A 21,166-nucleotide genomic window follows, 5' to 3' on the forward strand; every position below is an offset into this window, starting at 1 on the left:
CCAGACCCCGCTCACCAGCAGTCAAAGGCACCGCCCAGCGATGTCGGCATGACCCGCCGGACACTCCCTGGCCGACCGTACGGGGCCTGCGTCAGGCGCCGGCCGACACCGTCGCGCCGTCCGCCTGGGCGGGCACCGGGACGGCGGTGTGCGGGCGCTCCCGCAGGCTCAGCGCGAGCCGCAGCACCGCGATCCACAGCAGCGCCGAGCCCAGCATGTGGGCGCCGACCAGGATCTCCGGCACCCCGGTGAAGAATTGCAGGTAGCCGATGCCGCCCTGGGCCAGCAGCACGAGCAGCAGGTCACGGGCGCGGGCCCGGGTGTCGTCCGGGGCGTCCACCACCCGCAGGACGAAGAACATGGCGACGCCGAGCGCGCACACCACCCACGCGAACGCCGCGTGGACGTGGGCGGCCGTCTCGTAGTCGAACGGCATGCGCGGAACGTCGCTGCTGTCGCCCGCGTGCTTGCCGGAACCCGTCACACCGGTGCCCGCCACGATCAGTGCGCCCGACACCAGGACCAGCGCCCAGCCGAGCTTCCGCACCGGCCCCGGGACGCGCGGCCGGGCCGGGGCGTCGCCCTCGCCGGCCCGCACCCAGGTGATCACGGCGACCGTGAGCAGGCCGTTCGCGGCGATGAAGTGACCGGCGACCGTCCACGGGTTGAGGCCCGTCCACACGGTGATGCCGCCGATGACGGCGTTGCTCATGACGAACCAGAACTGGAGCCAGCCCAGCCGGGTCAGCCCCCGCCGCCACGGCTTGGCCGAGCGGGTGGCGATGATGGCCCAGCCGACGGCCGCGGACAGCACGTACGTCAGCATGCGGTTGCCGAACTCGATCGCCCCGTGGATGCCCTGCTCCGGGGTGGCGAACAGGCTGTCGTCCGTGCACTTCGGCCAGGTGTCGCAGCCCAGGCCGGAGCCGGTCAGCCGGACGGCGCCGCCGGTGACGATGATGACGACGGTCATGAGGACGGCGGCCAGCGTGGCCCGCCGGATCGTCCGGGGCGAGGGCGTCCAGCGCTGGGCGATGAAGGCGAGGGGGGTCAGCACGCGCCTATCGTAGGCGGCCGCTTGTGCATGGATTCACGAGGGGTCCCAAAAGCGGACGCGCCTACTCCCAGCGGAAGAACCGGGCCGCCGCGCCGAGGCCCAGAACGGCCCACACCGCCAGGATGCCGAGGTCCCCCCACGGCACGCCCGCGCCGTGCTGGAGCACGTCGCGCAGGCCGTCGGAGAGCGCGGAGATCGGCAGCAGCTCCAGCACCGAGCGGGCCGCCTCGGGGAACTTCTCCAGCGGGACGACGACCCCGCCGCCCACCAGGAGCAGCAGGAAGACCAGGTTCGCCGCGGCCAGCGTGGCCTCGGCCTTGAGCGTGCCCGCCATCAGCAGACCGAGGCCGGAGAAGGCCGCGGTGCCGGCGACGAGGAGCAGCAGCACCGAGAGCGGGTCGCCGTGCGGGGACCAGCCCAGGCCGAAGGCGATCGCCGTCAGGAGCAGCACCTGGAGCACCTCGGTGACCAGCACCGACAGCGTCTTGGCGGCCATCAGCGCCCAGCGCGGCAGCGGCGAGGCGGCGAGCCGCTTGAGCACCCCGTACCGGCGCTCGAAGCCGGTCGCGATGGCCTGTCCGGTGAAGGCGGTCGACATCACGGCCAGGGCGAGCACGCCGGGCGCGAGGAAGTCCACGGCCCTGCCGTCGCCGGTGTCGACGATGTCGACGGTGGAGAACAGCACGAGCAGCAGCGACGGGATGACCACGGTGAGCAGCAGCTGCTCACCGTTGCGCAGCAGCATGCGCGTCTCCAGCGCGGTCTGCGCCGCGATCATGCGGCCCAGGGGAGCGGCGCCGGGCTTCGGCGCGTACGTACCGGTACTCATCCGCGCAGCTCCTTGCCGGTCAGTTCCAAGAAGACGTCCTCCAGCGTGTGGCGCTCGACGGCGATGCCGTCGGGCATCACCCCGTGCTGGGCGCACCAGGTGGTCACCGTGGCGAGCAGCTGCGGGTCGACGGTGCCGCTGATGCGGTACGCCCCGGGGGTCAGCTCGGCCGCCGCGGTGCCGTCGGGGAGGGCCTTGAGGAGGGAGCCCAGGTCGAGGCCGGGGCGGCCGGTGAAGCGGAGGGAGTTCTCGGCGCCGCCGCGGCACAGCTCCTCGGGGCTGCCCTGGGCGACGACCCGGCCGGCGTCGATGATCGCGACGTCGTCGGCCAGCTCCTCGGCCTCGTCCATGAAGTGGGTGGTGAGGACCACGCTCACGCCGTCGGCCCGCAGCTCGCGCACCAGCTCCCAGGTGGAGCGGCGGGCCTGCGGGTCGAGGCCGGCGGTCGGCTCGTCGAGGAAGACCAGCTCGGGGCGGCCGACGACGGCCATGGCGAGCGCCAGGCGCTGCTGCTGGCCGCCGGACAGCCGGCGGTACGTGGTGCGCCCGCAGGAGCCGAGGCCGAGGCGCTCGATCAGGGCGTCGACGTCCAGCGGGTGGGCGTGCAGCCGGGCCACGTGGCGGAGCATCTCGTCCGCGCGGGCGCCGGAGTAGACGCCGCCGGACTGGAGCATCACGCCGATGCGCGGCCGCAGCTCGGCGGCCTGGCGCACCGGGTCGAGGCCGAGCACGCGCACGGTGCCGGCGTCCGGGCGCCGGTAGCCCTCGCAGGTTTCGACGGTGGTGGTCTTGCCGGCCCCGTTGGGCCCGAGGACGGCGGTCACGGTGCCCGGACGGACGTCGAGGTCGAGGCCGTCGACGGCGGTCCTGGTCCCGTACCGCTTCACCAGGCCACGTACCTGGACGACCGGCTCTTTTCGCATGGGAACGAAGTCTAGAGAGCCTTTCGGGTGGCGTGTCCCGCGGGTCCGGGCGCGGACCCGGGGGACCGGCCCGGTGATCGTTTCCGCAGGTCAGGTTAGGTTTCCCTAAGTGATGCACGGCACCACGGGGCGGCCGCGACGCGGCTTGTCACGCTCTTCGGAATTACGCAACAATGGCGTTGTGAAAAACGTCGGTGGGACTCCCGCGGCACCAGCGGAGGAACTCGCGACCGGGGAGCGCTCCACGCGCAACCGGGTCGCGCGGTCCATCCTGGACCACGGGCCCTCCACCGTCGCGGAGCTCGCCGAGCGACTCGGCCTCACCCAGGCCGCGGTGCGCCGGCACCTCGACGCACTCGTCGCGGACGACGTCGTCGCCCCGCGCGAACAGCGCGTCTACGGAGCCCGCACCCGTGGCCGTCCCGCCAAGGTGTTCGCCCTCACGGACTGCGGCCGCGACGCCTTCGACCAGTCGTACGACACGCTCGCCGTCGACGCCCTCCGCTGGATCGAGCAGAACGCCGGCGGGGAGGCCGCCGTCGCGGCGTTCGCCCGCGACCGGATCGAGGCGCAGGTCGAGGCGTACCGCGAGGCCGTCGAGTCCGCACCGCCCGAGCGCCGCGCCGAAGCGCTGGCCAAGGCCCTGACCGGCGACGGGTACGCTGCGACGGCGCGCAACGCGCCGGTCGGGCAGCAGCTGTGCCAGCACCACTGTCCGGTCATCCACGTCGCGGAGCGCTACCCGCAGCTGTGCGAGGCGGAGACGGAGATCTTCTCCCGACTGCTCGGCACGCACGTGCAGCGGCTGGCCACCATCGCCCATGGCGACGGCGTGTGCACGACGGTCATCCCGCACGGCACCGCGAAGACGCAGACAGCAGCACAGACCCCACAGACCACACCATCAGCATCCGCAAGCACGGCCGGGAGGAACCCCGCATGACCACCGAGATCAGCCACCCCGAGCTCGAGGGCCTGGGTCGGTACGAGTACGGCTGGGCCGACTCCGACGCTGCCGGTGCCACGGCGAAGCGCGGTCTCAACGAGGACGTCGTCCGCGACATCTCCGCGAAGAAGAACGAGCCGGAGTGGATGCTGAAGCTGCGGCTGAAGGGTCTTCGCCTGTTCGAGAAGAAGCCCATGCCGACCTGGGGCTCCGACCTGTCCGGCATCGACTTCGACAACATCAAGTACTTCGTCCGGTCCACCGAGAAGCAGGCCGAGTCCTGGGAGGACCTGCCGGAGGACATCAAGAACACGTACGACAAGCTCGGCATCCCCGAGGCGGAGAAGCAGCGCCTCGTCGCCGGTGTCGCCGCGCAGTACGAGTCCGAGGTCGTGTACCACCAGATCCGCGAGGACCTGGAGAAGCAGGGCGTGATCTTCCTCGACACGGACACCGCCCTCAAGGAGCACCCCGAGCTCTTCCAGGAGTACTTCGGCACGGTCATCCCGGTCGGCGACAACAAGTTCGCGTCGCTGAACACGGCCGTGTGGTCCGGCGGCTCCTTCATCTACGTGCCGAAGGGCGTGCACGTCGACATCCCGCTCCAGGCCTACTTCCGGATCAACACGGAGAACATGGGCCAGTTCGAGCGGACGCTGATCATCGTCGACGAGGACGCCTACGTCCACTACGTCGAGGGCTGCACCGCCCCGATCTACTCCTCGGACTCCCTGCACAGCGCCGTCGTCGAGATCATCGTCAAGAAGGGCGCGCGCTGCCGCTACACGACCATCCAGAACTGGTCGAACAACGTCTACAACCTGGTCACCAAGCGTGCCGTGGCGTACGAGGGCGCGACCATGGAGTGGGTCGACGGCAACATCGGCTCCAAGGTCACCATGAAGTACCCGGCCGTCTACCTGATGGGCGAGCACGCCAAGGGCGAGACCCTGTCGATCGCCTTCGCGGGCGAGGGCCAGCACCAGGACGCCGGCGCCAAGATGGTCCACATGGCCCCGAACACCTCCTCCAACATCGTCTCCAAGTCGGTGGCGCGAGGCGGCGGCCGGACCTCCTACCGCGGTCTCATCGAGATCGGCGAGGGCGCCCCGGGGTCCAAGTCGAACGTGCTCTGCGACGCGCTGCTCGTCGACACGATCTCCCGCTCCGACACGTACCCGTACGTCGACGTGCGCGAGGACGACGTGTCCATGGGCCACGAGGCCACGGTCTCCAAGGTCTCCGAGGACCAGCTCTTCTACCTCATGAGCCGCGGCCTCTCCGAGGACGAGGCCATGGCCATGATCGTGCGCGGCTTCGTCGAGCCGATCGCCAAGGAGCTGCCCATGGAGTACGCGCTGGAGCTCAACCGGCTGATCGAGCTGCAGATGGAGGGCGCGGTCGGCTAGTACGCCCCGCCCCGCCCGCTGCCCCGTCCGGCAGCCGCACGACCTGACGACGTACGCACGTAGGAAGAGAAACCACGACAGCCATGGCTGACAACATCCCGGTGGGCTCCACCACCGCCGGCTCCATCGCGGTGGCCGCGGAGTCCACCGTCGCCACCCGCATGAGCGCCCCCCCGTCCTTCGACGTCGCGGACTTCCCGGTCCCGCACGGCCGTGAGGAGGAGTGGCGGTTCACGCCGCTGGAGCGGCTGCGCGGGCTGCACGACGGCACCGCCGTCGCCGCCGGTGACGGCGTGCGGGTCGAGGTGACGGCGCCCGACGGCGTCACCGTCGAGACCGTCGGCCGCGACGACGAGCGGCTGGGCAGGGCCGGCAAGCCCGTGGACCGGGTCGCGGCCCAGGCGTACTCCTCCTTCGAGAAGGCCACCGTCGTCACCGTGCCCAAGGAGGCCGTGCTCCCCGAGGCCGTGCGCATCGCCGTGCACGGCGACGGCGGCACCTCCTTCGGCCACCTCGTCGTCGAGGTCGGCGCCTTCGCCGAGGCCGTCGTCGTCATCGACCACACCGGTGACGCCGTCCTCGCCGCCAACGTCGACTACGTCCTCGGCGACGGAGCCAAGCTCACCGTGGTCTCCGTCCAGGACTGGGCCGACAAGGCCGTCCACGTCGCCCAGCACAACGCGCTGGTCGGCCGGGACGCCTCGTTCAAGTCCGTCGTCGTCACCTTCGGCGGTGACGTCGTGCGCATCCACCCGCGCGTCGAGTACGCCGGCACGGGCGGCGAGGCCGAGCTGTTCGGCCTGTACTTCACCGACGCCGGCCAGCACCAGGAGCACCGCCTCCTCGTCACGCACAACACCCCGCACTGCAAGTCGAACGTCGTCTACAAGGGCGCCCTGCAGGGCGACGACGCGCACGCCGTGTGGATCGGCGACGTCCTCATCCAGGCGGCGGCCGAGGGCACCGACACGTACGAGATGAACCGCAACCTCGTCCTCACGGACGGCGCCCGGGTCGACTCCGTGCCGAACCTGGAGATCGAGACCGGTGAGATCGCCGGCGCCGGCCACGCCTCCGCCACCGGCCGGTTCGACGACGAGCAGCTCTTCTACCTGATGGCCCGCGGCATCCCGGAGGCCGAGGCCCGCCGCCTCGTCGTCCGCGGCTTCTTCGCCGAGCTGGTCCAGCAGATCGGTCTGGAGGACGTCGAGCAGCGGCTCATCGAGAAGATCGAGGCCGAACTGGAGGCGTCCGTCTGATGGCCTTCGTCCGTGCCTGCGGCCTGAGCGAGCTGGAGGAGGACACCCCGAAGAGGGTGGAGATCGACGGCACGCCGGTCTCCGTGGTCCTCACCGAGGGCGAGGTGTTCGCGATCAACGACATCTGCTCGCACGCGAACGTCTCCCTGTCGGAGGGAGAGGTCGAGGACTGCGCCATCGAGTGCTGGCTGCACGGCTCCAGCTTCGACCTCCGCACCGGCAAGCCGTCCGGCCTTCCCGCGACGCGCCCCGTCCCCGTATACCCCGTCAAGATCGAAGGGGACGATGTGCTCGTCTCCGTCACCCAGGAGTCCTGAGTCACCCATGGCTACGCTTGAAATCCGCGACCTGCACGTCTCCGTCGAGGCCGACAACACCACGAAGGAGATCCTCAAGGGAGTCGACCTGACCGTCCGGCAGGGCGAGACCCACGCCATCATGGGCCCCAACGGCTCCGGCAAGTCGACCCTCGCCTACTCTCTCGCGGGCCACCCCAAGTACACGATCACCGGTGGCACGGTCACCCTCGACGGCGAGGACGTCCTGGAGATGTCCGTCGACGAGCGCGCCCGCGCCGGCGTGTTCCTGGCGATGCAGTACCCGGTCGAGGTCCCCGGCGTCTCGGTCTCCAACTTCCTGCGCACCTCCGCCACCGCCGTCCGCGGCGAGGCCCCCAAGCTGCGCACCTGGGTGAAGGAGGTCAAGGAGGCCATGGAGCGCCTCAACATGGACCCCTCCTTCGCCGAGCGCAACGTCAACGAGGGCTTCTCCGGCGGTGAGAAGAAGCGCCACGAGATCCTCCAGCTGGAGCTGCTCAAGCCGAAGATCGCGATCCTCGACGAGACGGACTCCGGCCTCGACGTCGACGCGCTGCGCATCGTCTCCGAGGGCGTCAACCGCGTCCGCGAGACCGGTGAGGTCGGCACCCTGCTGATCACGCATTACACGCGTATCCTTCGCTACATCAAGCCGGACCACGTCCACGTCTTCGCCGGCGGCCGAATCGTCGAGTCGGGCGGCCCCGAGCTGGCCGACAAGCTGGAGGCCGAGGGTTACGAGGCGTACACGAAGGGTGGCGTATCCGCGTGACACAGCTTCCGGGCCTCCTCGACACTGAGGCGATCCGCAAGGACTTCCCGATCCTTGACCGCGTCCTCCACGACGGCAAGAAGCTCGTCTACCTGGACAACGCGGCAACCTCGCAGACGCCGCGCCAGGTCCTGGACGTGCTGGCCGAGTACTACGAGCAGCACAACGCCAACGTCCACCGTGGTGTGCACGTCCTCGCCGAGGAGGCCACGGAGCTGTACGAAGGCGCGCGCGACAAGGTCGCGGCCTTCATCAACGCGCCCAGCCGCAACGAGGTGATCTTCACCAAGAACGCCTCGGAGTCGCTGAACCTCGTCGCGAACATGCTGGGCTGGGCCGACGAGCCCTACCGGGTGGACGCCGACACCGAGATCGTCATCACGGAGATGGAGCACCACTCCAACATCGTTCCGTGGCAGCTGCTGTCGCAGCGCACCGGCGCGAAGCTGAAGTGGTTCGGGCTGACCGACGACGGCCGGCTCGACCTCTCCCACATCGACGAGATCATCACGCCGAAGACGAAGATCGTCTCGTTCGTGCTGGTGTCCAACATCATGGGCACGGTCAACCCGGTCGAGGCGATCGTGCGCCGCGCCCAGGAGGTCGGCGCGCTCGTCCTGATCGACGCCTCGCAGGCCGCGCCGCACATGGCGCTGGACGTCCAGGCGCTCCAGGCCGACTTCGTCGCCTTCACCGGCCACAAGATGTGCGGCCCGACCGGCATCGGCGTGCTGTGGGGCCGCCAGGAGCTGCTGGAGGACCTCCCGCCGTTCCTCGGCGGCGGCGAGATGATCGAGACCGTCTCGATGAACTCGTCGACGTACGCCCCCGCGCCGCACAAGTTCGAGGCCGGTACGCCCCCGATCGCCCAGGCCGTCGGCCTCGGCGCGGCTGTGGACTACCTCACCTCGATCGGCATGGACAGGATCGCCGCCCATGAGCACGCGATCACCGAGTACGCCATCCAGCGCCTCCAGCAGGTTCCCGACCTGCGCATCATCGGCCCGGCCACGGCCGAGGACCGGGGCGCGGCGATCTCCTTCACGCTCGGCGACATCCACCCCCACGACGTGGGCCAGGTGCTCGACGAGCAGGGCATCGCCGTCCGAGTCGGCCACCACTGCGCACGACCGGTCTGCCTGCGGTACGGAATTCCTGCGACCACGCGGGCGTCGTTCTATCTGTACTCCACGCCGGCCGAGGTGGACGCCCTGGTGGACGGTCTGGAGCACGTCCGCAACTTCTTCGGATGAGGGGCTGACGCTTTCGTGAAGCTGGATTCGATGTACCAGGACGTCATCCTGGACCACTACAAGCACCCGCACGGGCGGGGCTTGCGGCCCGGTGACGCCGAGGTGCACCACGTCAACCCGACGTGCGGCGACGAGATCACGCTCCGCGTGAAGTACGAGGGCTCGCGGATCGCCGACGTCTCGTACGAGGGGCAGGGCTGCTCCATCAGCCAGGCCTCCGCCTCCGTGCTCAACGAGCTGCTCGTCGGCAAGGAGCTGGAAGAGGCGAAGCAGATCCAGGGGACCTTCCTGGAGCTGATGCAGTCCAAGGGCAGGATCGAGCCGGACGATGCCATGGAGGACCTGCTGGAGGACGCGGTCGCGTTCGCCGGCGTCTCCAAGTACCCGGCCCGCGTCAAGTGCGCGCTGCTGAGCTGGATGGCATGGAAGGACGCGACGGCCCAGGCCCTGGGCGAGGAGCCCGAGAAGGCCGGGAGGAAGACGGCATGAGCGAGAACGAGACCGCCGCGGTGAAGCCGGCGACCGAGGACGAGATCCGCGAGGCGCTGTACGACGTGGTCGACCCCGAGCTGGGCATCGACGTCGTCAACCTCGGCCTGATCTACGGCATCCACATCGACGACTCCAACATCGCGACCCTGGACATGACGCTGACGTCGGCGGCCTGCCCGCTGACCGATGTGATCGAGGACCAGGCGAAGGCCGCGACCGACGGCATCGTCAACGAGCTGAAGATCAACTGGGTCTGGATGCCGCCGTGGGGCCCGGACAAGATCACGGACGACGGCCGCGAGCAGCTGCGCGCGCTCGGCTTCAACGTCTGACGTCCCACCGGGAGCCGCGCGCGGCCCCGTAGCGACACGGCACCCGCGTCCGGGTGCGACGGCCATGCCCTCCCCCGAGCTCTGCGAGCAGGGGGGACCCCAGGCACACTGGGGGGCATGGCCGTTTCGCTGTACCAAATCTGCATCGACGCCCACGACATCGCGGGTCTCGCCCGGTTCTGGGCACAGGTCCTCGACTGGAAGGTCCTCTACGAGGACGACGAGGAGGTCGTCATCGGCACCGGGCCGCACGCCCTGCCCGGGATCGTCTTCCTGCCCGTGCCGGAGGGCAAGACCGTCAAGAACCGGCTGCACCTGGACCTGACCCCCGACGACCAGGACGCCGAGGTCGCGAGGATCCTCGCGCTCGGCGCCCGGCGCGCCGACGTCGGTCAGGGCGACGAGGTCAGCTGGGTGGTCCTCGCCGACCCCGAGGGCAACGAATTCTGCGTGCTGCGCCCGCAGGCCGCGCTCACTCCGTGACGGTGGGCGGGGCGGCCGCCGGCGCCGGACGCGGCATCCCCGCCGCCTCGGCCAGCGACGCGGCCAGGTTCTCCGTACGGATGCGCTGGTCGACGTAGAGCAGGCTCGCCACCAGCGGCGGGAACGCCGCCGTCACGGTCTGCGCCACCAGCTGCCCCACCATGGAGAACGCCATCGACGTCGCCATGAGCGTCAGCACGCCCCCGAGCGACGGCATCGACGCCTCCGGATCCGTGCCGAACGACGGCTCCGGCACCGCCGCGGCCCACGAGAACGGCAGCTGCAGCACGGCGGACGCCACCGCGGCCAGCACGGCGCCCAGCAGCAGGATGCCGAAGATCCGCCACCAGGAGCCCCGCACCAGCAGCGCCGAGCGCCGCAGCGCGCCGACCAGGCCCTGGGCCTCCAGCACCACCACGGCCGGGACCAGGCTGATCCGCACCCACAGCCACACGGCGAGGGGCAGCAGCGCCACCCCGGCGAGCATCATCAGCGGCCCCAGCCAGCCCGGCAGGTCCAGCAGGTCGGGGCCGCCGAAGCGGGTCAGCATGCCCAGCAGCACGGCGTAGAAGCCCGTCACCAGCAGGGCCGTGGGCACGATCGTGATCACACCGCCGAGCAGTGCCCAGGCCAGCACCGGCAGCAGCGCGGACGCCGCCCGGCGCAGCACCGCCCCGACGCGGGCCGGACGGCCGATCGCGGCATCCTGGAGCACCGCCGGGCAGGCCGCCGCCACGAAGGCACCGGCCGCGGCCATCGCCAGCATGCCCACCAGCCACACCCCGGCGAAGGCCAGCATGACCGGCCCCAGCGCCGCCGGGTCCGGCAGACCGGTGCCGCCCGCGCGCACCCCGTCCCAGAAGGCGTTCAGCAGGTCCTCGTACGACAGGTACGCGGCGACCAGGGCACCGCCGGTCACCAGCACGGCCACCAGGTGCGCCACGAGCGCGCTGCCGAACAGCGGCTTCCAGTACCGCCCCAGCGTCGAGAACACGCCCTTGAGGATGTCCCCGACGTCCAGCGGCCGCAGCGGTACGACACCCGGCTGCGGCGCGGGCGGCGGCGGGGCCCAGCCGCCCGGCCCGTAGGGCCCGCCCGGCGGGTACGGCCCGTAGGCTCCGGGCTGCCCCGGTGCTCCCCGCCCCATGTCGTGCGTCATACGTGCTGCTCCCGTCCCATCGGATCCCCCGGCATGACCGGGACACGGTAGCCGGGCCAGGCCCGCGTGAACCCGGGTGGGGTCCCGTGACAACAGAGGGTGTGACATCGCCACGAACACCCGAGACGGGACGACACGACCGAGAGGCAGGGACCCCGTGACCGGACCGGACACCCCGGTCGCCGACCACCCCGCGGGCCACGACGACGCCGCCGTCGTGGCCGCGTCGCTGGACCGCCCCGAAGCCTTCGCCGAGCTGTACAACCGGTACGCCGCCGACATCCACCGGTACGTGACGCGGCGGCTCGGCGACTCGGCGGCCGACGACATCACGGCCGAGACGTTCCTCACCGCGTTCCGGGCGCGCGGGCGCTACGACCTGTCCCGCGCCAACGCCCGCCCCTGGCTGTACGGGATCGCCGCGAACCTCGTCGGCGGCCGGCGCCGCGCCGAGGTGCGCGCACTGAACGCCCTGGCCCGCACGGGCCACGACCCGGTCGCCGAGTCGTGGGTGGACCACGCCGACGACCGGGTGGCCGCACAGGCCGCGCACGGGCCGCTCGCGGGCGCACTGGCGTCGCTGCCCGCACGCGACCGGCACGTGCTGCTGCTGGTCGCCTGGGCGGACCTCAGCTACCAGGAGGTCGCCGAGGCCCTGTCCATACCCGTCGGCACCGTCCGCTCCCGCCTCAACCGCGCCCGCCGCAAGGTGCGGCAGGCGCTCGGCGGGACCGACCCCACGCTCGTACACGATCTGGCTCCGGAGGTGGCCGGCAATGGATGAACTGCGTGCTGTGCGCGAACTGCGGGCGGACGCCCCCCGCCCGGACGCGCCCCGCCTGGCCCACGTCCGCGGCCGGTTCCTCGAAGAGATCGACCGCCCCCGCCGCCGCCCGGCCCTGCGCTGGACGGTGGCGGGGCTGGGCGCGGCGGTGGCCGTGACCGTGGTCGCGCTGCTGACCACGCTGCTGCCGGGGAAGGAGCCGGCGCGCCCCGCGGAACGGCCGCGGGCCGATCAGTGGCTCGTCCACAAGACCCGGATGGACGGCTGGCGCTGCGGTTACGTGGGAAGCGGCGGCGGCTGGTACCTGGACCCCATCGCCTGGGAGCTGAACCTGGGCTGGGGGCCCAAGGCCAAAGGTACGTGCACGCCGGAGCGGCGGCTGATCAACAGCGAGGACCGCTGGATGCGCTACGACGGCAGGCTCGGCGGCATGCGGGACCGGGCGCTCGCCTCCGCGGACGAACTGTCCCCGCAGAAGTCGGACGCCCTGATGGCCGAGCTGCCCGAGGACGACGCGCGGGCCGTCCTGCGGCTCATCCGGAAGCGGACCATCCCGACCCGGGTGACCAGCGCCTGGCGCAAGACACAGGCGCAGCGCGACTACGACGAGATCGTCGAGGTCCTGGCCGGGGCCCCCACGGCCACGCCGGACCAGCGGCGGATCCTGTACGAGGTGATCGCCGGTCTCGACGGCGCGACGAAGCCCGTCACGACGACCGACGGAATCGGCCGGAAGGTCATCGCCATCGGTGTCGAGGGCCACCAGCGCGACTACGCCTGGGAGCGCAACACGTACCAGGTGCTGCTGGATCCCGAGACCTACGCCTACCGAGGAGTCCGTGTCGTGGCGGGCATGGGCTATTACGTCGACGGCAAGGCGTCCGGCGGCCCGTTCGTGGCCAAGGGCACGGTGATCGCCACCGTCACACGCGAGAGCACCCGCCTCTCCGACACACCGCCACCGTCCCGGACCGAGGGGCCGACCAGGACCCCGGCCGCCCGCTAGGGACCCGCCTCCGCCAGGGGCCCGGCGCGACCGGCACCGCGTTCGTCCCCGCACGAGGGGAGGGGGACGGGGCGGGCCGTCGCGCGGTGCCGGGGCGGACCGTTCCATGAGACCGGTTCGCCCCGGTGCCGTCCGGGCGGTTAGGTTCGGGGCATGACTTCTGCACCTCGTACCACCGGGGCCGTCGCCGCCGGCCTCGCCACCATCGCCGGTGACGGCACCGTTCTCGACACCTGGTTCCCCGCCCCCGAGCTCGTGGCGGAGCCCGGCCCCGCGGGCACGGAGCGGCTGACGGCCGACGAGGCCGTGAACCTCCTGGGCGACGGCGCCGCGAAGGCCGTCGGCGTGGACGCCCGCCGGGGCGTCGAGGTCGTCGCCGTCCGCACCGTCATCGCCTCGCTGGACGACAAGCCGCTCGACACGCACGACGTGTACCTGCGGCTGCACCTGCTCAGCCACCGCCTGGTCAAGCCGCACGGCCAGAACCTGGACGGGATCTTCGGGCTGCTCGCCAACGTCGCGTGGACGAGCCTCGGGCCCGTCGCCGTCGACGACATCGAGAAGGTCCGCCTCAACGCCCGCGCCGAGGGCCTGCACCTCCAGGTCACCAGCGTCGACAAGTTCCCGCGCATGACGGACTACGTGGCGCCCAAGGGCGTGCGCATCGCCGACGCGGACCGCGTCCGCCTCGGCGCACACCTCGCGGCCGGGACCACCGTCATGCACGAGGGCTTCGTCAACTTCAACGCGGGCACCCTCGGCACCTCCATGGTCGAGGGCCGGATCTCCGCGGGTGTCGTCATCGGCGACGGCTCCGACATCGGCGGCGGCGCGTCCACCATGGGCACGCTCTCCGGCGGCGGCAACGTGATCATCTCCATCGGCGAGCGGTGCCTCATCGGCGCCGAGGCGGGCGTCGGCATCGCGCTCGGCGACGAGTGCGTCGTCGAGGCCGGCCTGTACGTCACGGCCGGCACTCGGGTCACCATGCCCGACGGCCAGATCGTCAAGGCCCGTGAGCTGTCCGGCGCGTCGAACATCCTCTTCCGCCGCAACTCGGTCACCGGCACCGTCGAGGCCCGCCCGAACAACGCGGTCTGGGGCGGCCTCAACGACATCCTGCACAGCCACAACTGAGCCGTTCCGTCACCGATCGTGTGACTCCGCGTGACCTGCGGGCCGTCCGGGCCGATAAACGGGTCGACGCAGGGTCACACCAAACGGCAAGGCGAGGAACGTACATGAGGATCAGCAGGACGATCGTGCTCACCGGGGTGCTCGCTCTGGCGGGCGCCTTCGCGTCCGGCGTCGCGCACGCGGACGAGGCCAACGACCACGCGCACAACGGCCCGCGCGTGGGGCTGATCAACGCCGGTCAGATCGACGACCCGATGGAGGACGTGCTGGAGCACGTGGCCGTCCTCGGCCGGAACGTCGTCAACGGCAGCTGAGCAGTTCGTCGTACGCCTTCCGCAGCCCGTCGACCGTCTCCCGGTCGGCGGGCTGCAGTGGTTCCCGCACCGGCCCCGCGTCCAGCAGCGCCTTGACCGTCACCGTCCCCGGCAGGCCGGAGGCCATCATCAGCTCGGCGAGCGGCAGCAGCCGCCCGTTCAGCCGGGCCGCCTCCGCCGTGTCGCCCGCGTCGAACGCGTCCAGCACCGCCCGCACGTGCCGCGGCGCCACGTTCGCCACCGTGCTGATGCAACCGGCGGCGCCCACCGCGTACAGCGGGAGGTTCAGCTCCTCGCAGCCCGAGTAGTAGGCGAGCGAGGTGCGCGCGATCACCTTCGACGAACCGAGCAGGTCGTACGCGCAGTCCTTCACGGCCACGATCCGCGGGTGCTCCGCGAGCCGCAGGATCGTGTCCGGCTCGATGCGCGTGCCGGTGCGGCCGGGAATGTCGTACAGCGCCAGCGGCAGCCCGGTCGCGTCGGCGACCCGGCGGAAGTGCGCCTCGACGGCCGCCTGCGGGGGGCGGCTGTAGTACGGGGGGACCACGAGCAGGCCGTCCGCGCCGGCCGCCTCCGCCCGGCGGGCAAGGGCGACGGTGTGCGCGGTGTCGGCGGTGCCCACGCCCGCGACGAGCGGCACCGCGGGGCCGACCGCCGCGCGGACCGCCCGGATCAGTGCCTCCTTCTCGTCGTCGGTGGTCGTCGGGGACTCGCCGCTCGTGCCGTTGAGGACGAGACCGTCGCAGCCGTCCGCGACCAGGTCCGCCGCTAGCTTCGCCGCCCGGTCCGGGTTCAGGGCACCGGAGTCGGTGAAGGGCGTGACCATCGCGCACAGGGCGCGGCCGAAGGGAGGGGTACCACTGAGGAACGTCATTCCGGCAGTCTCGACGCCCACCATGTCGTAGGTCTACTTAGATCTTCTTGGGGTCAAGGGAAAGTTTTTCTGAACAGTGTGGGTGATCGGGCGGACTGCGCCGTTCGGGGGACTGGTGTCGGGTGGCGGCATGGGCGGGGTCGGCCCGGGTACCCGGCCGCACATCCGTACGGGCGGGGACGAAGGGAGGCGATTCGCCGTGGCCGCAGAACCCTCGGTCGGCGCGCTGGTGCGACGGGCGTCGGAGCAGCTGTCCGACCTGGTCAGGGCAGAGCTGCAGCTCGCCAAGGCCGAGCTGGCGCAGAAAGGCAGAAGCGCGGGGCTCGGTGGCGGGCTGCTCGGCGGTGCCACCGCCGTCGCCTACATCGGGCTGATGGCCCTGGCCGGCACGGCCGTGGCCCTGCTCGCCCTGGTGCTGGAGGTATGGGCCGCGGCCCTGATCGTGACGGGTGCGCTGTTCCTCGTGGCCGCCGTGCTGGCCCTCGTCGGCAGGGCGCGGTTGAAGCGCGCGGTGCCACCGGTGCCGCGGCGGGCCATCGACGGGGTGCGCTCGGACATCGACGAGATCAAGGAGAGGGTCCACCGATGACAGGGCCGGACGAACTGCGCCTGGAGGCGGCGCGGAAGCGGCGCGAGCTGACCGACACGCTCGAACAGCTCATGGCCAGGACGGATCTGCGGGCGCGGGCCGCCCGAGTGGACTACCGGCCGCTGATCCTGGCGGCCGCGGCGCTCGGGATCGCGGCGATCGCGGCCGGGGTCCTGCTCGGCCGGACGCGGCACGGGGGAGGCCGGAGGTGACCCGGCGGGCATCGCGGGCGCGGCACGAGGCGGAGGCGGCGGACACGGCGCAGTCTCCGTCGGCGAAGAGGTCCGCGGCGAAGAGGCGCAAGAAGAAGCAGAAGCTGCTGTACCGGCCCGTCGGGCTGGTGCTCGGCCTGGCGAGCGGCGCCCTCGCGGGCGCGCTCTTCGGCCGGATCTGGGCCGCCGTCGGCGGTGAGGGGGACGCGCCCGATCCGCTGGACGAGGACCGCGCCTGGAAGGAGATCCTGCTCGCGGCTGCCATCCAGGGCGCGATCTTCGCCGTGGTCAGGGCGGTCGTCGACCGGAGCGGGGCGGTGGGGGTCCGCAGGCTCACCGGGGTATGGCCCGCCGGGACTTGACCTCAAGTTTGGTTGAGCTTCCAGGATGAGTGGTGCCGGCCGTGCCACTGGGGCACGGCCGGCACCGAGGAGGCACAGCCATGTCCGTGTACGTCCACCCCCACGCCCGGCCCGACCTCACCCGGCCGGGAGTCGGCCTGGTGAAGGTCAGCACCTGGCGCGTCGGGACACCCGAGCGGCAGCGGGCCGCCGTCGACGCCATCGCCCGCACCTGGCAGAGCCGGCCCTGGCCGGTCGACGGCCTGCTGTCGTACACCGTCCACATCGGCTCGGACGGCGACACGCTGCTCCACTACACGCAGTGGCGCGGCGAGGAGGACTACCGGGAACTCGTGCGCACCCAGCGGGCCGAGCGGAACGCGGAGATCGACGCGGCCGTGCCCGGCATCGAGCGCGTCGACCTCCGCTCGTACGAGCTGTACCGCAGCGGCTCGCGTGCCGACGCGGGCGAGTCGCGCGTACCGGGCTGCGTCGTCATCGTCGACGTCGAGTTCGACGGGCCCGACCACAAGCGCCAACAGGCCTGGGTGGACGCCGTGTTCGAGGCGCTCGACAGCGAGCCGGCCCCGCACCCGGGCGGAATCTCCGGCCACTTCCACACCAGCCTGGACGGCACCCGCGTCCTCAACTACGCCGAGTGGGAGAGCGCCCGGGCGCACGAGGAGGCGATGGCCGCGCCCGGCGACGGCATCGGCTCGCCCACCCCGCAGTGGCACCGGGTGCAGCACCACCCGGGACTCCTGCGCAGCACCGTCACGCGCTACGCGCCCGCGCTCAGCATGAGCGCGGGCGCGTAGCAGGGGCCTGCCGGGGCCCTTCCGCGAGACCTACGGGCGGAAGCGCAGCACCTGCGGGTCGTGGTCGCTGTTCTGCTCCGCGAACTCCGCGTTGATGTGCACGCTGTCGTAGTCGAAGTGACGGATCGACGGGCTGGTCAGGATCTGGTCCAGCACCTGGCTGTTGCCCTGGTAGACGTACGAGTAGCGCTCGCTGCGCGGCAGCGACGTGATGGCCGCGCGCAGGGCGCCGCCGTCCGTCAGTGCCTCCGTCGTCGCCGAGAACTCGAAGTCGTTGATGTCGCCCAGGACCACGACGGCGGCGTGCCGCTGGACGGCGAGGACGTCCTTGACGAAGGTGTTCACGGCCTGCGCCTGCTGGAGGCGCTTGACCTCGGAGGAACGATTCGGCGGCTGGTGGTGCGAGACGATCGACTCGTCACCGCCCTTGGAGCCGAAGTGGTTGGCCACCACGATGACCGTCCGGCCGCGGAAGACGAACTCGCCCGCCAGCGGCTTGCGGCTGTTCTCCCAGGCCTCGTCCGCCGGGGCGATCCGGCCGGGCGAGACGGTCAGGGCCGCGCGGCCCCGCTCCTTCACCACACCGGTCGCGGTCGTCGCGTCGCCGCCGGCGCGGTCGGTGAACGACACCCGCTCGGGGTTGAACAGGAAGACCTGGCGGATGTTGCCGCCCGGCTCGCCGCCGTCCTTGTTGTTCTCCGGGTCGATCGAGCGCCACTCGTAGGCCGGGCCTCCGGCGGCGACGATCGCGTCCGTGAACTTCTTCAGCGTCGCGTCGGCCGCGACCGTGCCGTCGTTCTTCGCGCCGTTGTTGTCCTGGATCTCCTCCAGGGCGACGATGTCGGGCGAGGCCAGGTTGTCGACGACCGCCTTCGCCAGCGCGTCGAACTTCTCCTGCGGGTCCGTCGGGTCCAGGTTCTCCACGTTGTACGTGGCGACGGCCAGCTCGCTGCGGTGCTGCGGGCGGGTCGCCTCGCGCTCCAGGCCGCGGTCCTCGACCGTGCCCATGGCGCGCGCGGCGATCGTGTAGCCGCCGTACTGGTTGAAGTCCAGCGGGCCCTCGGTCTCGCCGGTGAGCGCGTCGCCGACGTTCGCGGTCGGGAAGGGCTTCTGGGCGATCGGTGTCAGTGACTGGACCTTGACGCGGCCGGTGTTCTGCGCGTCGTAGGAGCCGTAGACCGTGCCGCCGCGCCGGTTGGCGTTCTCGTGCGGCTTGACGGTCACCCACAGCTCGGAGTGCGCGCTGGCGCCGACGACCCGCGAGGTGCCGATGCGGACGTTGGTGCCCTCCAGCGACTCGTAGTAGTCCAGCGCGAAGCTCTGCGGCCGCAGCGTCAGGCCGTTGACCGAGCCGCCGGCCGCCGGGTCGCCGTCGGGCGTGTACGCCGCGGGGACGGAGCCGGCGGTGATGGTGACCGGCGCGGGGACCGCGTTGCCGGAGGAGACCACCGCGACGGTCGGCTTGGAGATCTGGGTGAGCGACTGGTTGCCGGAGTTCAGGCCGCCCGGCACGTACTCGGTGACCGTGCCCGACACCTTGACGGCGTCGCCGACGGAGACCGTCGGGTTCGAGCTCGTGAAGACGAAGATGCCCTCGCTGGTCGCCGGGTCGCCGTCCGCCTCGGGGTCCTGGAGCCAGAAGCCCTTCGAGCCGTACGTCCGCACGCCGGTGACGATGCCGGTGACGTCGGTGACCCGCTGCCCGACGAGCGGGGATATGCGTGTAGAGCCCTGAATGTCGTGGATGCGAAGGGTGGTGCTCGGGTCGGCGGCCGAGGCGGACGCCCCGGCGATCAGACCGGCGGCCAGTGCGGTGGCCACGACGGCCGAGACCGCTGCGGTTCTCGGCAAGGAGGAAGCCATGGATGAGCTCCAAAAAAGGTGGGAGGTGAGGGTGGTGAGTGGCTGAAATGGAGGGGTGGCCGCTCTACGCGCGTAAATGTGTTCGGTGGGGAGCCCCGTTGTCAAGGGTCGGCGGGTGTACCGCTCCTGACGGGTACATGAACTGCCGGACGCGCCCCCGAATGCGTCTACGCTGGGGGCGGCTTGGACCACCGAACGTCCCGAGGAGAGACCCTGATGTCCGGAGACCGCCCGACCCTGCCGCCGGTGCGGCTCCACCCGGACGCGGAACTCGCGCGGGCCGCGCTGGCCGCACCGCTCCTGGCACGGGCCGTCCGGCTCGCCCGCTGGGCCGGTCCCGAGACCCGGGTCGGGGCCGGCGGGGAACTCGTCGAGGAACAGCTGGGCGCCGCCGCCGAGGCGTTGGGGCTCGCGGACGACGAGGACGGCGAGGCGTACGCCGGCGAGGCGTGGCGCGTCGCGGTCGACACGGGCCTCGTCGCCGTCCACGACCCCGAGGCGGACGACGAGGGCGAGCCGGCCGGCGAGGGCACCGTCACGGCCGGGGACACCCTGCCCCTCGTGACCTCCGGCAGCCCGCAGGACGTGCTCGCGCTGTGGCTGGACGGCCTGGAGACGGTGTTCGCCGACGCCACCGCGCCCGTCCTGGACGACATCGACGACCTCGTCGGCGAGAACGGCGACATCGACTTCGAGGCGCTGGACTGGGACCCGGAGGCGGAGGCCGAGTTCCTGGACGGCGTCCTCGGCAACCTCTACCTGCTGACCGTCTCCGAGGACGGCGCCGGGGACGGGCCCGTGCCGCTGCCCGCCCTCGCCGCGTCGATGATCGTCCCCGACGACATGGGCGAGCCCACGGACGACGTCCTGGAGCAGGTCTCGCAGGCCATGATGCGCCTCGACGACCAGTTCCGGGTGCTGGAGCCGATGGGGCTGGTGGAGTACCGCCCGGTCGACGAGGCGCTGCTGGTGGAGGCGGCCGACGGCGACGTCCGGGGTGACGCGTCGTCGCAGGGCGTGGAGGGTGCCGCGGGCGCCGACGGTGCCGACGGTGCGGACGGCACGGCGGCCTTCGGCGACGACGACCTGGACGTGGAGCGCTACGGCATGGTGCGGCTGACGCCGCTCGGCCTCTACGGCGTCCGCAGCCGGCTCCTGGAGGCCGGCGTGGACGCCCCCGCGGTCGGCGACCTCGCCGACCGCGGCGCGGACACGCTGCTCGCCGCGCTCGGCCGTTTCCCCGGCGCCGCGGCACGTGCCGAGACCGAGCAGTGGCTCGCCCGGCGCGAGAACCTGCCCGCCGCGCGGGAACTGCTCGCCGCGGCGAAGGGCACGGATGCCGGCTCACCTCTGCGCCGGCTCCACTGCCAGCAGGCCCTCGCCCTGATGGGCGCCGAGGCCGAGCCCGCGGTCCGCGAGGTGCTGGACGACCCCGAACTGGGTGGCCTGGCGCGGGTGTGGCTCGCCGAGCGGGGTGCGGCCGACGTGCCGCCGCCGCCGGAGGCCATGGTCTTCTGGCTGGCCGTCGACACGATCGCGGCGCAGCTCGACGCGGAGGGTGGTGACCTGTCGGAACTCCAGGAGCTGGTGGAAGGGCTGACGGGCCAGCACAGCGGGTTCTTCGACGAGGCGTGGCGTGTGGAGCATCCGGCGACGCCGGAGGTGCTGGAGGCGATGGGGCGTCTGCACCGGGACAAGCAGCTGGCCAAGGACGCCCGCAAGGCCGCGTTCAAGGCCCGCTCGCGGGCCGGCGCCTGAACCTGGCGCTCCCGCGAGCCGCCGACCGCTCCGCCTGTTCCTCGTGGCGGGCTCGGGCCGGTGCCCGCCGTTCCTGCTGTGGGCTCGGGCCGGTGCCCGCCGTTCCGTCGTGAGCTGTCGCCGGTTCCGCCGTTTCGTCGTTGTGGGCCGGCGCCGCAGTGCCGCTGTGCCGCCGTTCCTCGTTGTGGGCAGTCGTTCCGCTGGGGCGGAACGGGTGGGCACAACGAGGAACGGCCGCC

The 21,166-nt window shown here is 71.9% G+C and carries 24 protein-coding genes; 18 read left to right on the forward strand and 6 right to left on the reverse strand.

The window, feature by feature from the left end; translation table 11 throughout:
- Positions 1-91: 91 nt before the first annotated feature.
- The 3 genes from ABEB09_RS25690 to ABEB09_RS25700 all read right to left on the reverse strand — a co-directional run bounded on the left by ABEB09_RS25690 (position 92) and on the right by ABEB09_RS25700 (position 2,809).
- Complete coding sequence (locus ABEB09_RS25690; protein ID WP_345692275.1) at positions 92-1,057, reverse strand: COX15/CtaA family protein; 966 nt, start codon at positions 1,055-1,057, stop codon at positions 92-94.
- A 61-nt stretch (positions 1,058-1,118) separates the two neighbouring features.
- The gene (locus ABEB09_RS25695; protein WP_345692276.1) at positions 1,119-1,886 is read right to left on the reverse strand and encodes an ABC transporter permease; all 768 of its coding nucleotides are present in this window, start codon (positions 1,884-1,886) and stop codon (positions 1,119-1,121) included.
- Positions 1,883-2,809 carry an ABC transporter ATP-binding protein gene (locus ABEB09_RS25700; protein ID WP_345692277.1) on the reverse strand — a complete coding sequence of 309 codons (927 nt, stop codon included), beginning with the start codon at positions 2,807-2,809 and terminating at the stop codon, positions 1,883-1,885. The genes ABEB09_RS25695 and ABEB09_RS25700 overlap by 4 nt, the downstream gene beginning before the upstream one ends.
- A 181-nt stretch (positions 2,810-2,990) precedes the next feature.
- On the opposite strand from ABEB09_RS25700, the gene ABEB09_RS25705 reads away from it, so the two are divergent.
- The 9 genes from ABEB09_RS25705 (at position 2,991) to ABEB09_RS25745 (ending at position 10,072) form a co-directional block, all read left to right on the forward strand.
- Positions 2,991-3,752 carry a helix-turn-helix transcriptional regulator gene (locus tag ABEB09_RS25705; RefSeq protein ID WP_345692278.1) on the forward strand — a complete coding sequence of 254 codons (762 nt, stop codon included), beginning with the start codon at positions 2,991-2,993 and terminating at the stop codon, positions 3,750-3,752.
- Complete coding sequence (sufB, locus tag ABEB09_RS25710; RefSeq protein WP_345692279.1) at positions 3,749-5,164, forward strand: Fe-S cluster assembly protein SufB; 1,416 nt, start codon at positions 3,749-3,751, stop codon at positions 5,162-5,164. Before ABEB09_RS25705 ends, sufB begins: the two co-directional genes overlap by 4 nt.
- 83 nt (positions 5,165-5,247) lie before the next feature.
- Positions 5,248-6,423: a Fe-S cluster assembly protein SufD gene (gene sufD, locus ABEB09_RS25715; RefSeq protein ID WP_345692280.1), complete on the forward strand. Its 1,176-nt coding sequence runs from the start codon at positions 5,248-5,250 to the stop codon at positions 6,421-6,423.
- Positions 6,423-6,740 (forward strand): non-heme iron oxygenase ferredoxin subunit, encoded by a 318-nt coding sequence (locus ABEB09_RS25720; RefSeq protein ID WP_345692281.1) that lies wholly within the window; start codon positions 6,423-6,425, stop codon positions 6,738-6,740. Before sufD ends, ABEB09_RS25720 begins: the two co-directional genes overlap by 1 nt.
- A gap of 7 nt (positions 6,741-6,747) precedes the next feature.
- The gene (gene sufC, locus ABEB09_RS25725) at positions 6,748-7,512 is read left to right on the forward strand and encodes a Fe-S cluster assembly ATPase SufC (protein ID WP_345692282.1); all 765 of its coding nucleotides are present in this window, start codon (positions 6,748-6,750) and stop codon (positions 7,510-7,512) included.
- Positions 7,509-8,765, forward strand: a complete 1,257-nt coding sequence (locus ABEB09_RS25730) for a cysteine desulfurase (protein WP_345692283.1) — start codon at positions 7,509-7,511, stop codon at positions 8,763-8,765. Before sufC ends, ABEB09_RS25730 begins: the two co-directional genes overlap by 4 nt.
- Before the next feature lie 15 nt (positions 8,766-8,780).
- Positions 8,781-9,254, forward strand: coding sequence for a Fe-S cluster assembly sulfur transfer protein SufU (gene sufU, locus ABEB09_RS25735; RefSeq protein ID WP_345692284.1), 474 nt, complete (start codon positions 8,781-8,783; stop codon positions 9,252-9,254).
- Positions 9,251-9,589, forward strand: a complete 339-nt coding sequence (locus tag ABEB09_RS25740; protein ID WP_345692285.1) for a metal-sulfur cluster assembly factor — start codon at positions 9,251-9,253, stop codon at positions 9,587-9,589. Before sufU ends, ABEB09_RS25740 begins: the two co-directional genes overlap by 4 nt.
- Positions 9,590-9,706: 117 nt before the next feature.
- A complete protein-coding gene (locus tag ABEB09_RS25745; RefSeq protein ID WP_345692286.1) occupies positions 9,707-10,072 on the forward strand; it encodes a VOC family protein in 366 nt (121 codons plus the stop codon).
- On the opposite strand, the gene ABEB09_RS25750 is transcribed toward ABEB09_RS25745, so the two are convergent.
- Positions 10,062-11,231, reverse strand: a complete 1,170-nt coding sequence (locus ABEB09_RS25750) for a DUF7847 domain-containing protein (RefSeq protein WP_345692287.1) — start codon at positions 11,229-11,231, stop codon at positions 10,062-10,064. The genes ABEB09_RS25745 and ABEB09_RS25750 overlap by 11 nt on opposite strands.
- Positions 11,232-11,388: 157 nt before the next feature.
- Here ABEB09_RS25750 and ABEB09_RS25755 point away from each other — a divergent pair, with 157 nt between their 5' ends.
- From ABEB09_RS25755 to ABEB09_RS25770, 4 genes are all read left to right on the forward strand, one after another.
- Positions 11,389-12,015 (forward strand): RNA polymerase sigma factor, encoded by a 627-nt coding sequence (locus ABEB09_RS25755; protein WP_345692288.1) that lies wholly within the window; start codon positions 11,389-11,391, stop codon positions 12,013-12,015.
- Positions 12,008-13,021 (forward strand): hypothetical protein, encoded by a 1,014-nt coding sequence (locus tag ABEB09_RS25760; protein WP_345692289.1) that lies wholly within the window; start codon positions 12,008-12,010, stop codon positions 13,019-13,021. The genes ABEB09_RS25755 and ABEB09_RS25760 overlap by 8 nt, the downstream gene beginning before the upstream one ends.
- A 153-nt stretch (positions 13,022-13,174) precedes the next feature.
- Positions 13,175-14,158 carry a 2,3,4,5-tetrahydropyridine-2,6-dicarboxylate N-succinyltransferase gene (dapD, locus tag ABEB09_RS25765; RefSeq protein ID WP_345692290.1) on the forward strand — a complete coding sequence of 328 codons (984 nt, stop codon included), beginning with the start codon at positions 13,175-13,177 and terminating at the stop codon, positions 14,156-14,158.
- 104 nt (positions 14,159-14,262) lie between these two features.
- Positions 14,263-14,472 carry a hypothetical protein gene (locus ABEB09_RS25770; RefSeq protein ID WP_345692291.1) on the forward strand — a complete coding sequence of 70 codons (210 nt, stop codon included), beginning with the start codon at positions 14,263-14,265 and terminating at the stop codon, positions 14,470-14,472.
- On the opposite strand, the gene dapA is transcribed toward ABEB09_RS25770, so the two are convergent.
- Positions 14,459-15,346 carry a 4-hydroxy-tetrahydrodipicolinate synthase gene (dapA, locus tag ABEB09_RS25775; protein WP_345692292.1) on the reverse strand — a complete coding sequence of 296 codons (888 nt, stop codon included), beginning with the start codon at positions 15,344-15,346 and terminating at the stop codon, positions 14,459-14,461. The genes ABEB09_RS25770 and dapA overlap by 14 nt on opposite strands.
- A 199-nt stretch (positions 15,347-15,545) precedes the next feature.
- Between dapA and ABEB09_RS25780 the strand changes: the two genes are divergently transcribed.
- From ABEB09_RS25780 to ABEB09_RS25795, 4 genes are all read left to right on the forward strand, one after another.
- Positions 15,546-15,935, forward strand: a complete 390-nt coding sequence (locus tag ABEB09_RS25780) for a phage holin family protein (RefSeq protein WP_345692293.1) — start codon at positions 15,546-15,548, stop codon at positions 15,933-15,935.
- A complete protein-coding gene (locus tag ABEB09_RS25785; protein WP_345692294.1) occupies positions 15,932-16,147 on the forward strand; it encodes a hypothetical protein in 216 nt (71 codons plus the stop codon). The genes ABEB09_RS25780 and ABEB09_RS25785 overlap by 4 nt, the downstream gene beginning before the upstream one ends.
- 104 nt (positions 16,148-16,251) lie before the next feature.
- Positions 16,252-16,509 carry a DUF4235 domain-containing protein gene (locus ABEB09_RS25790; protein WP_345694088.1) on the forward strand — a complete coding sequence of 86 codons (258 nt, stop codon included), beginning with the start codon at positions 16,252-16,254 and terminating at the stop codon, positions 16,507-16,509.
- An 80-nt stretch (positions 16,510-16,589) separates the two neighbouring features.
- On the forward strand, positions 16,590-17,306 hold the full coding sequence (locus tag ABEB09_RS25795; RefSeq protein ID WP_345692295.1) for an antibiotic biosynthesis monooxygenase: 717 nt from the start codon (positions 16,590-16,592) through the stop codon (positions 17,304-17,306).
- A 30-nt stretch (positions 17,307-17,336) separates the two neighbouring features.
- On the opposite strand, the gene ABEB09_RS25800 is transcribed toward ABEB09_RS25795, so the two are convergent.
- Positions 17,337-19,169: an endonuclease/exonuclease/phosphatase family protein gene (locus ABEB09_RS25800; RefSeq protein WP_345692296.1), complete on the reverse strand. Its 1,833-nt coding sequence runs from the start codon at positions 19,167-19,169 to the stop codon at positions 17,337-17,339.
- A gap of 216 nt (positions 19,170-19,385) precedes the next feature.
- Between ABEB09_RS25800 and ABEB09_RS25805 the strand changes: the two genes are divergently transcribed.
- Positions 19,386-20,927: a hypothetical protein gene (locus tag ABEB09_RS25805; protein WP_345692297.1), complete on the forward strand. Its 1,542-nt coding sequence runs from the start codon at positions 19,386-19,388 to the stop codon at positions 20,925-20,927.
- The last annotated feature ends 239 nt before the right edge of the window (positions 20,928-21,166 follow it).

This window comes from Streptomyces coeruleoprunus (genome assembly GCF_039542925.1).
Lineage (GTDB): Bacteria > Actinomycetota > Actinomycetes > Streptomycetales > Streptomycetaceae > Streptomyces > Streptomyces coeruleoprunus.

Bases quoted from the DNA above. Each gene is read 5' to 3' on its own strand.
- ABEB09_RS25750 (WP_345692287.1), bottom strand. From the start codon at position 11,231: ATGACGCACGACATGGGGCGGGGAGCACCGGGGCAGCCCGGAGCCTAC.
- ABEB09_RS25785 (WP_345692294.1), top strand. From the start codon at position 15,932: ATGACAGGGCCGGACGAACTGCGCCTGGAGGCGGCGCGGAAGCGGCGC.
- dapD (WP_345692290.1), top strand. From the start codon at position 13,175: ATGACTTCTGCACCTCGTACCACCGGGGCCGTCGCCGCCGGCCTCGCC.
- ABEB09_RS25720 (WP_345692281.1), top strand. From the start codon at position 6,423: ATGGCCTTCGTCCGTGCCTGCGGCCTGAGCGAGCTGGAGGAGGACACC.
- ABEB09_RS25805 (WP_345692297.1), top strand. From the start codon at position 19,386: ATGTCCGGAGACCGCCCGACCCTGCCGCCGGTGCGGCTCCACCCGGAC.
- ABEB09_RS25695 (WP_345692276.1), bottom strand. From the start codon at position 1,886: ATGAGTACCGGTACGTACGCGCCGAAGCCCGGCGCCGCTCCCCTGGGC.
- sufB (WP_345692279.1), top strand. From the start codon at position 3,749: ATGACCACCGAGATCAGCCACCCCGAGCTCGAGGGCCTGGGTCGGTAC.
- ABEB09_RS25770 (WP_345692291.1), top strand. From the start codon at position 14,263: ATGAGGATCAGCAGGACGATCGTGCTCACCGGGGTGCTCGCTCTGGCG.
- dapA (WP_345692292.1), bottom strand. From the start codon at position 15,346: ATGACGTTCCTCAGTGGTACCCCTCCCTTCGGCCGCGCCCTGTGCGCG.
- sufC (WP_345692282.1), top strand. From the start codon at position 6,748: ATGGCTACGCTTGAAATCCGCGACCTGCACGTCTCCGTCGAGGCCGAC.
- ABEB09_RS25795 (WP_345692295.1), top strand. From the start codon at position 16,590: ATGTCCGTGTACGTCCACCCCCACGCCCGGCCCGACCTCACCCGGCCG.
- ABEB09_RS25760 (WP_345692289.1), top strand. From the start codon at position 12,008: ATGGATGAACTGCGTGCTGTGCGCGAACTGCGGGCGGACGCCCCCCGC.
- ABEB09_RS25740 (WP_345692285.1), top strand. From the start codon at position 9,251: ATGAGCGAGAACGAGACCGCCGCGGTGAAGCCGGCGACCGAGGACGAG.
- ABEB09_RS25745 (WP_345692286.1), top strand. From the start codon at position 9,707: ATGGCCGTTTCGCTGTACCAAATCTGCATCGACGCCCACGACATCGCG.
- sufD (WP_345692280.1), top strand. From the start codon at position 5,248: ATGGCTGACAACATCCCGGTGGGCTCCACCACCGCCGGCTCCATCGCG.
- ABEB09_RS25700 (WP_345692277.1), bottom strand. From the start codon at position 2,809: ATGCGAAAAGAGCCGGTCGTCCAGGTACGTGGCCTGGTGAAGCGGTAC.
- ABEB09_RS25800 (WP_345692296.1), bottom strand. From the start codon at position 19,169: ATGGCTTCCTCCTTGCCGAGAACCGCAGCGGTCTCGGCCGTCGTGGCC.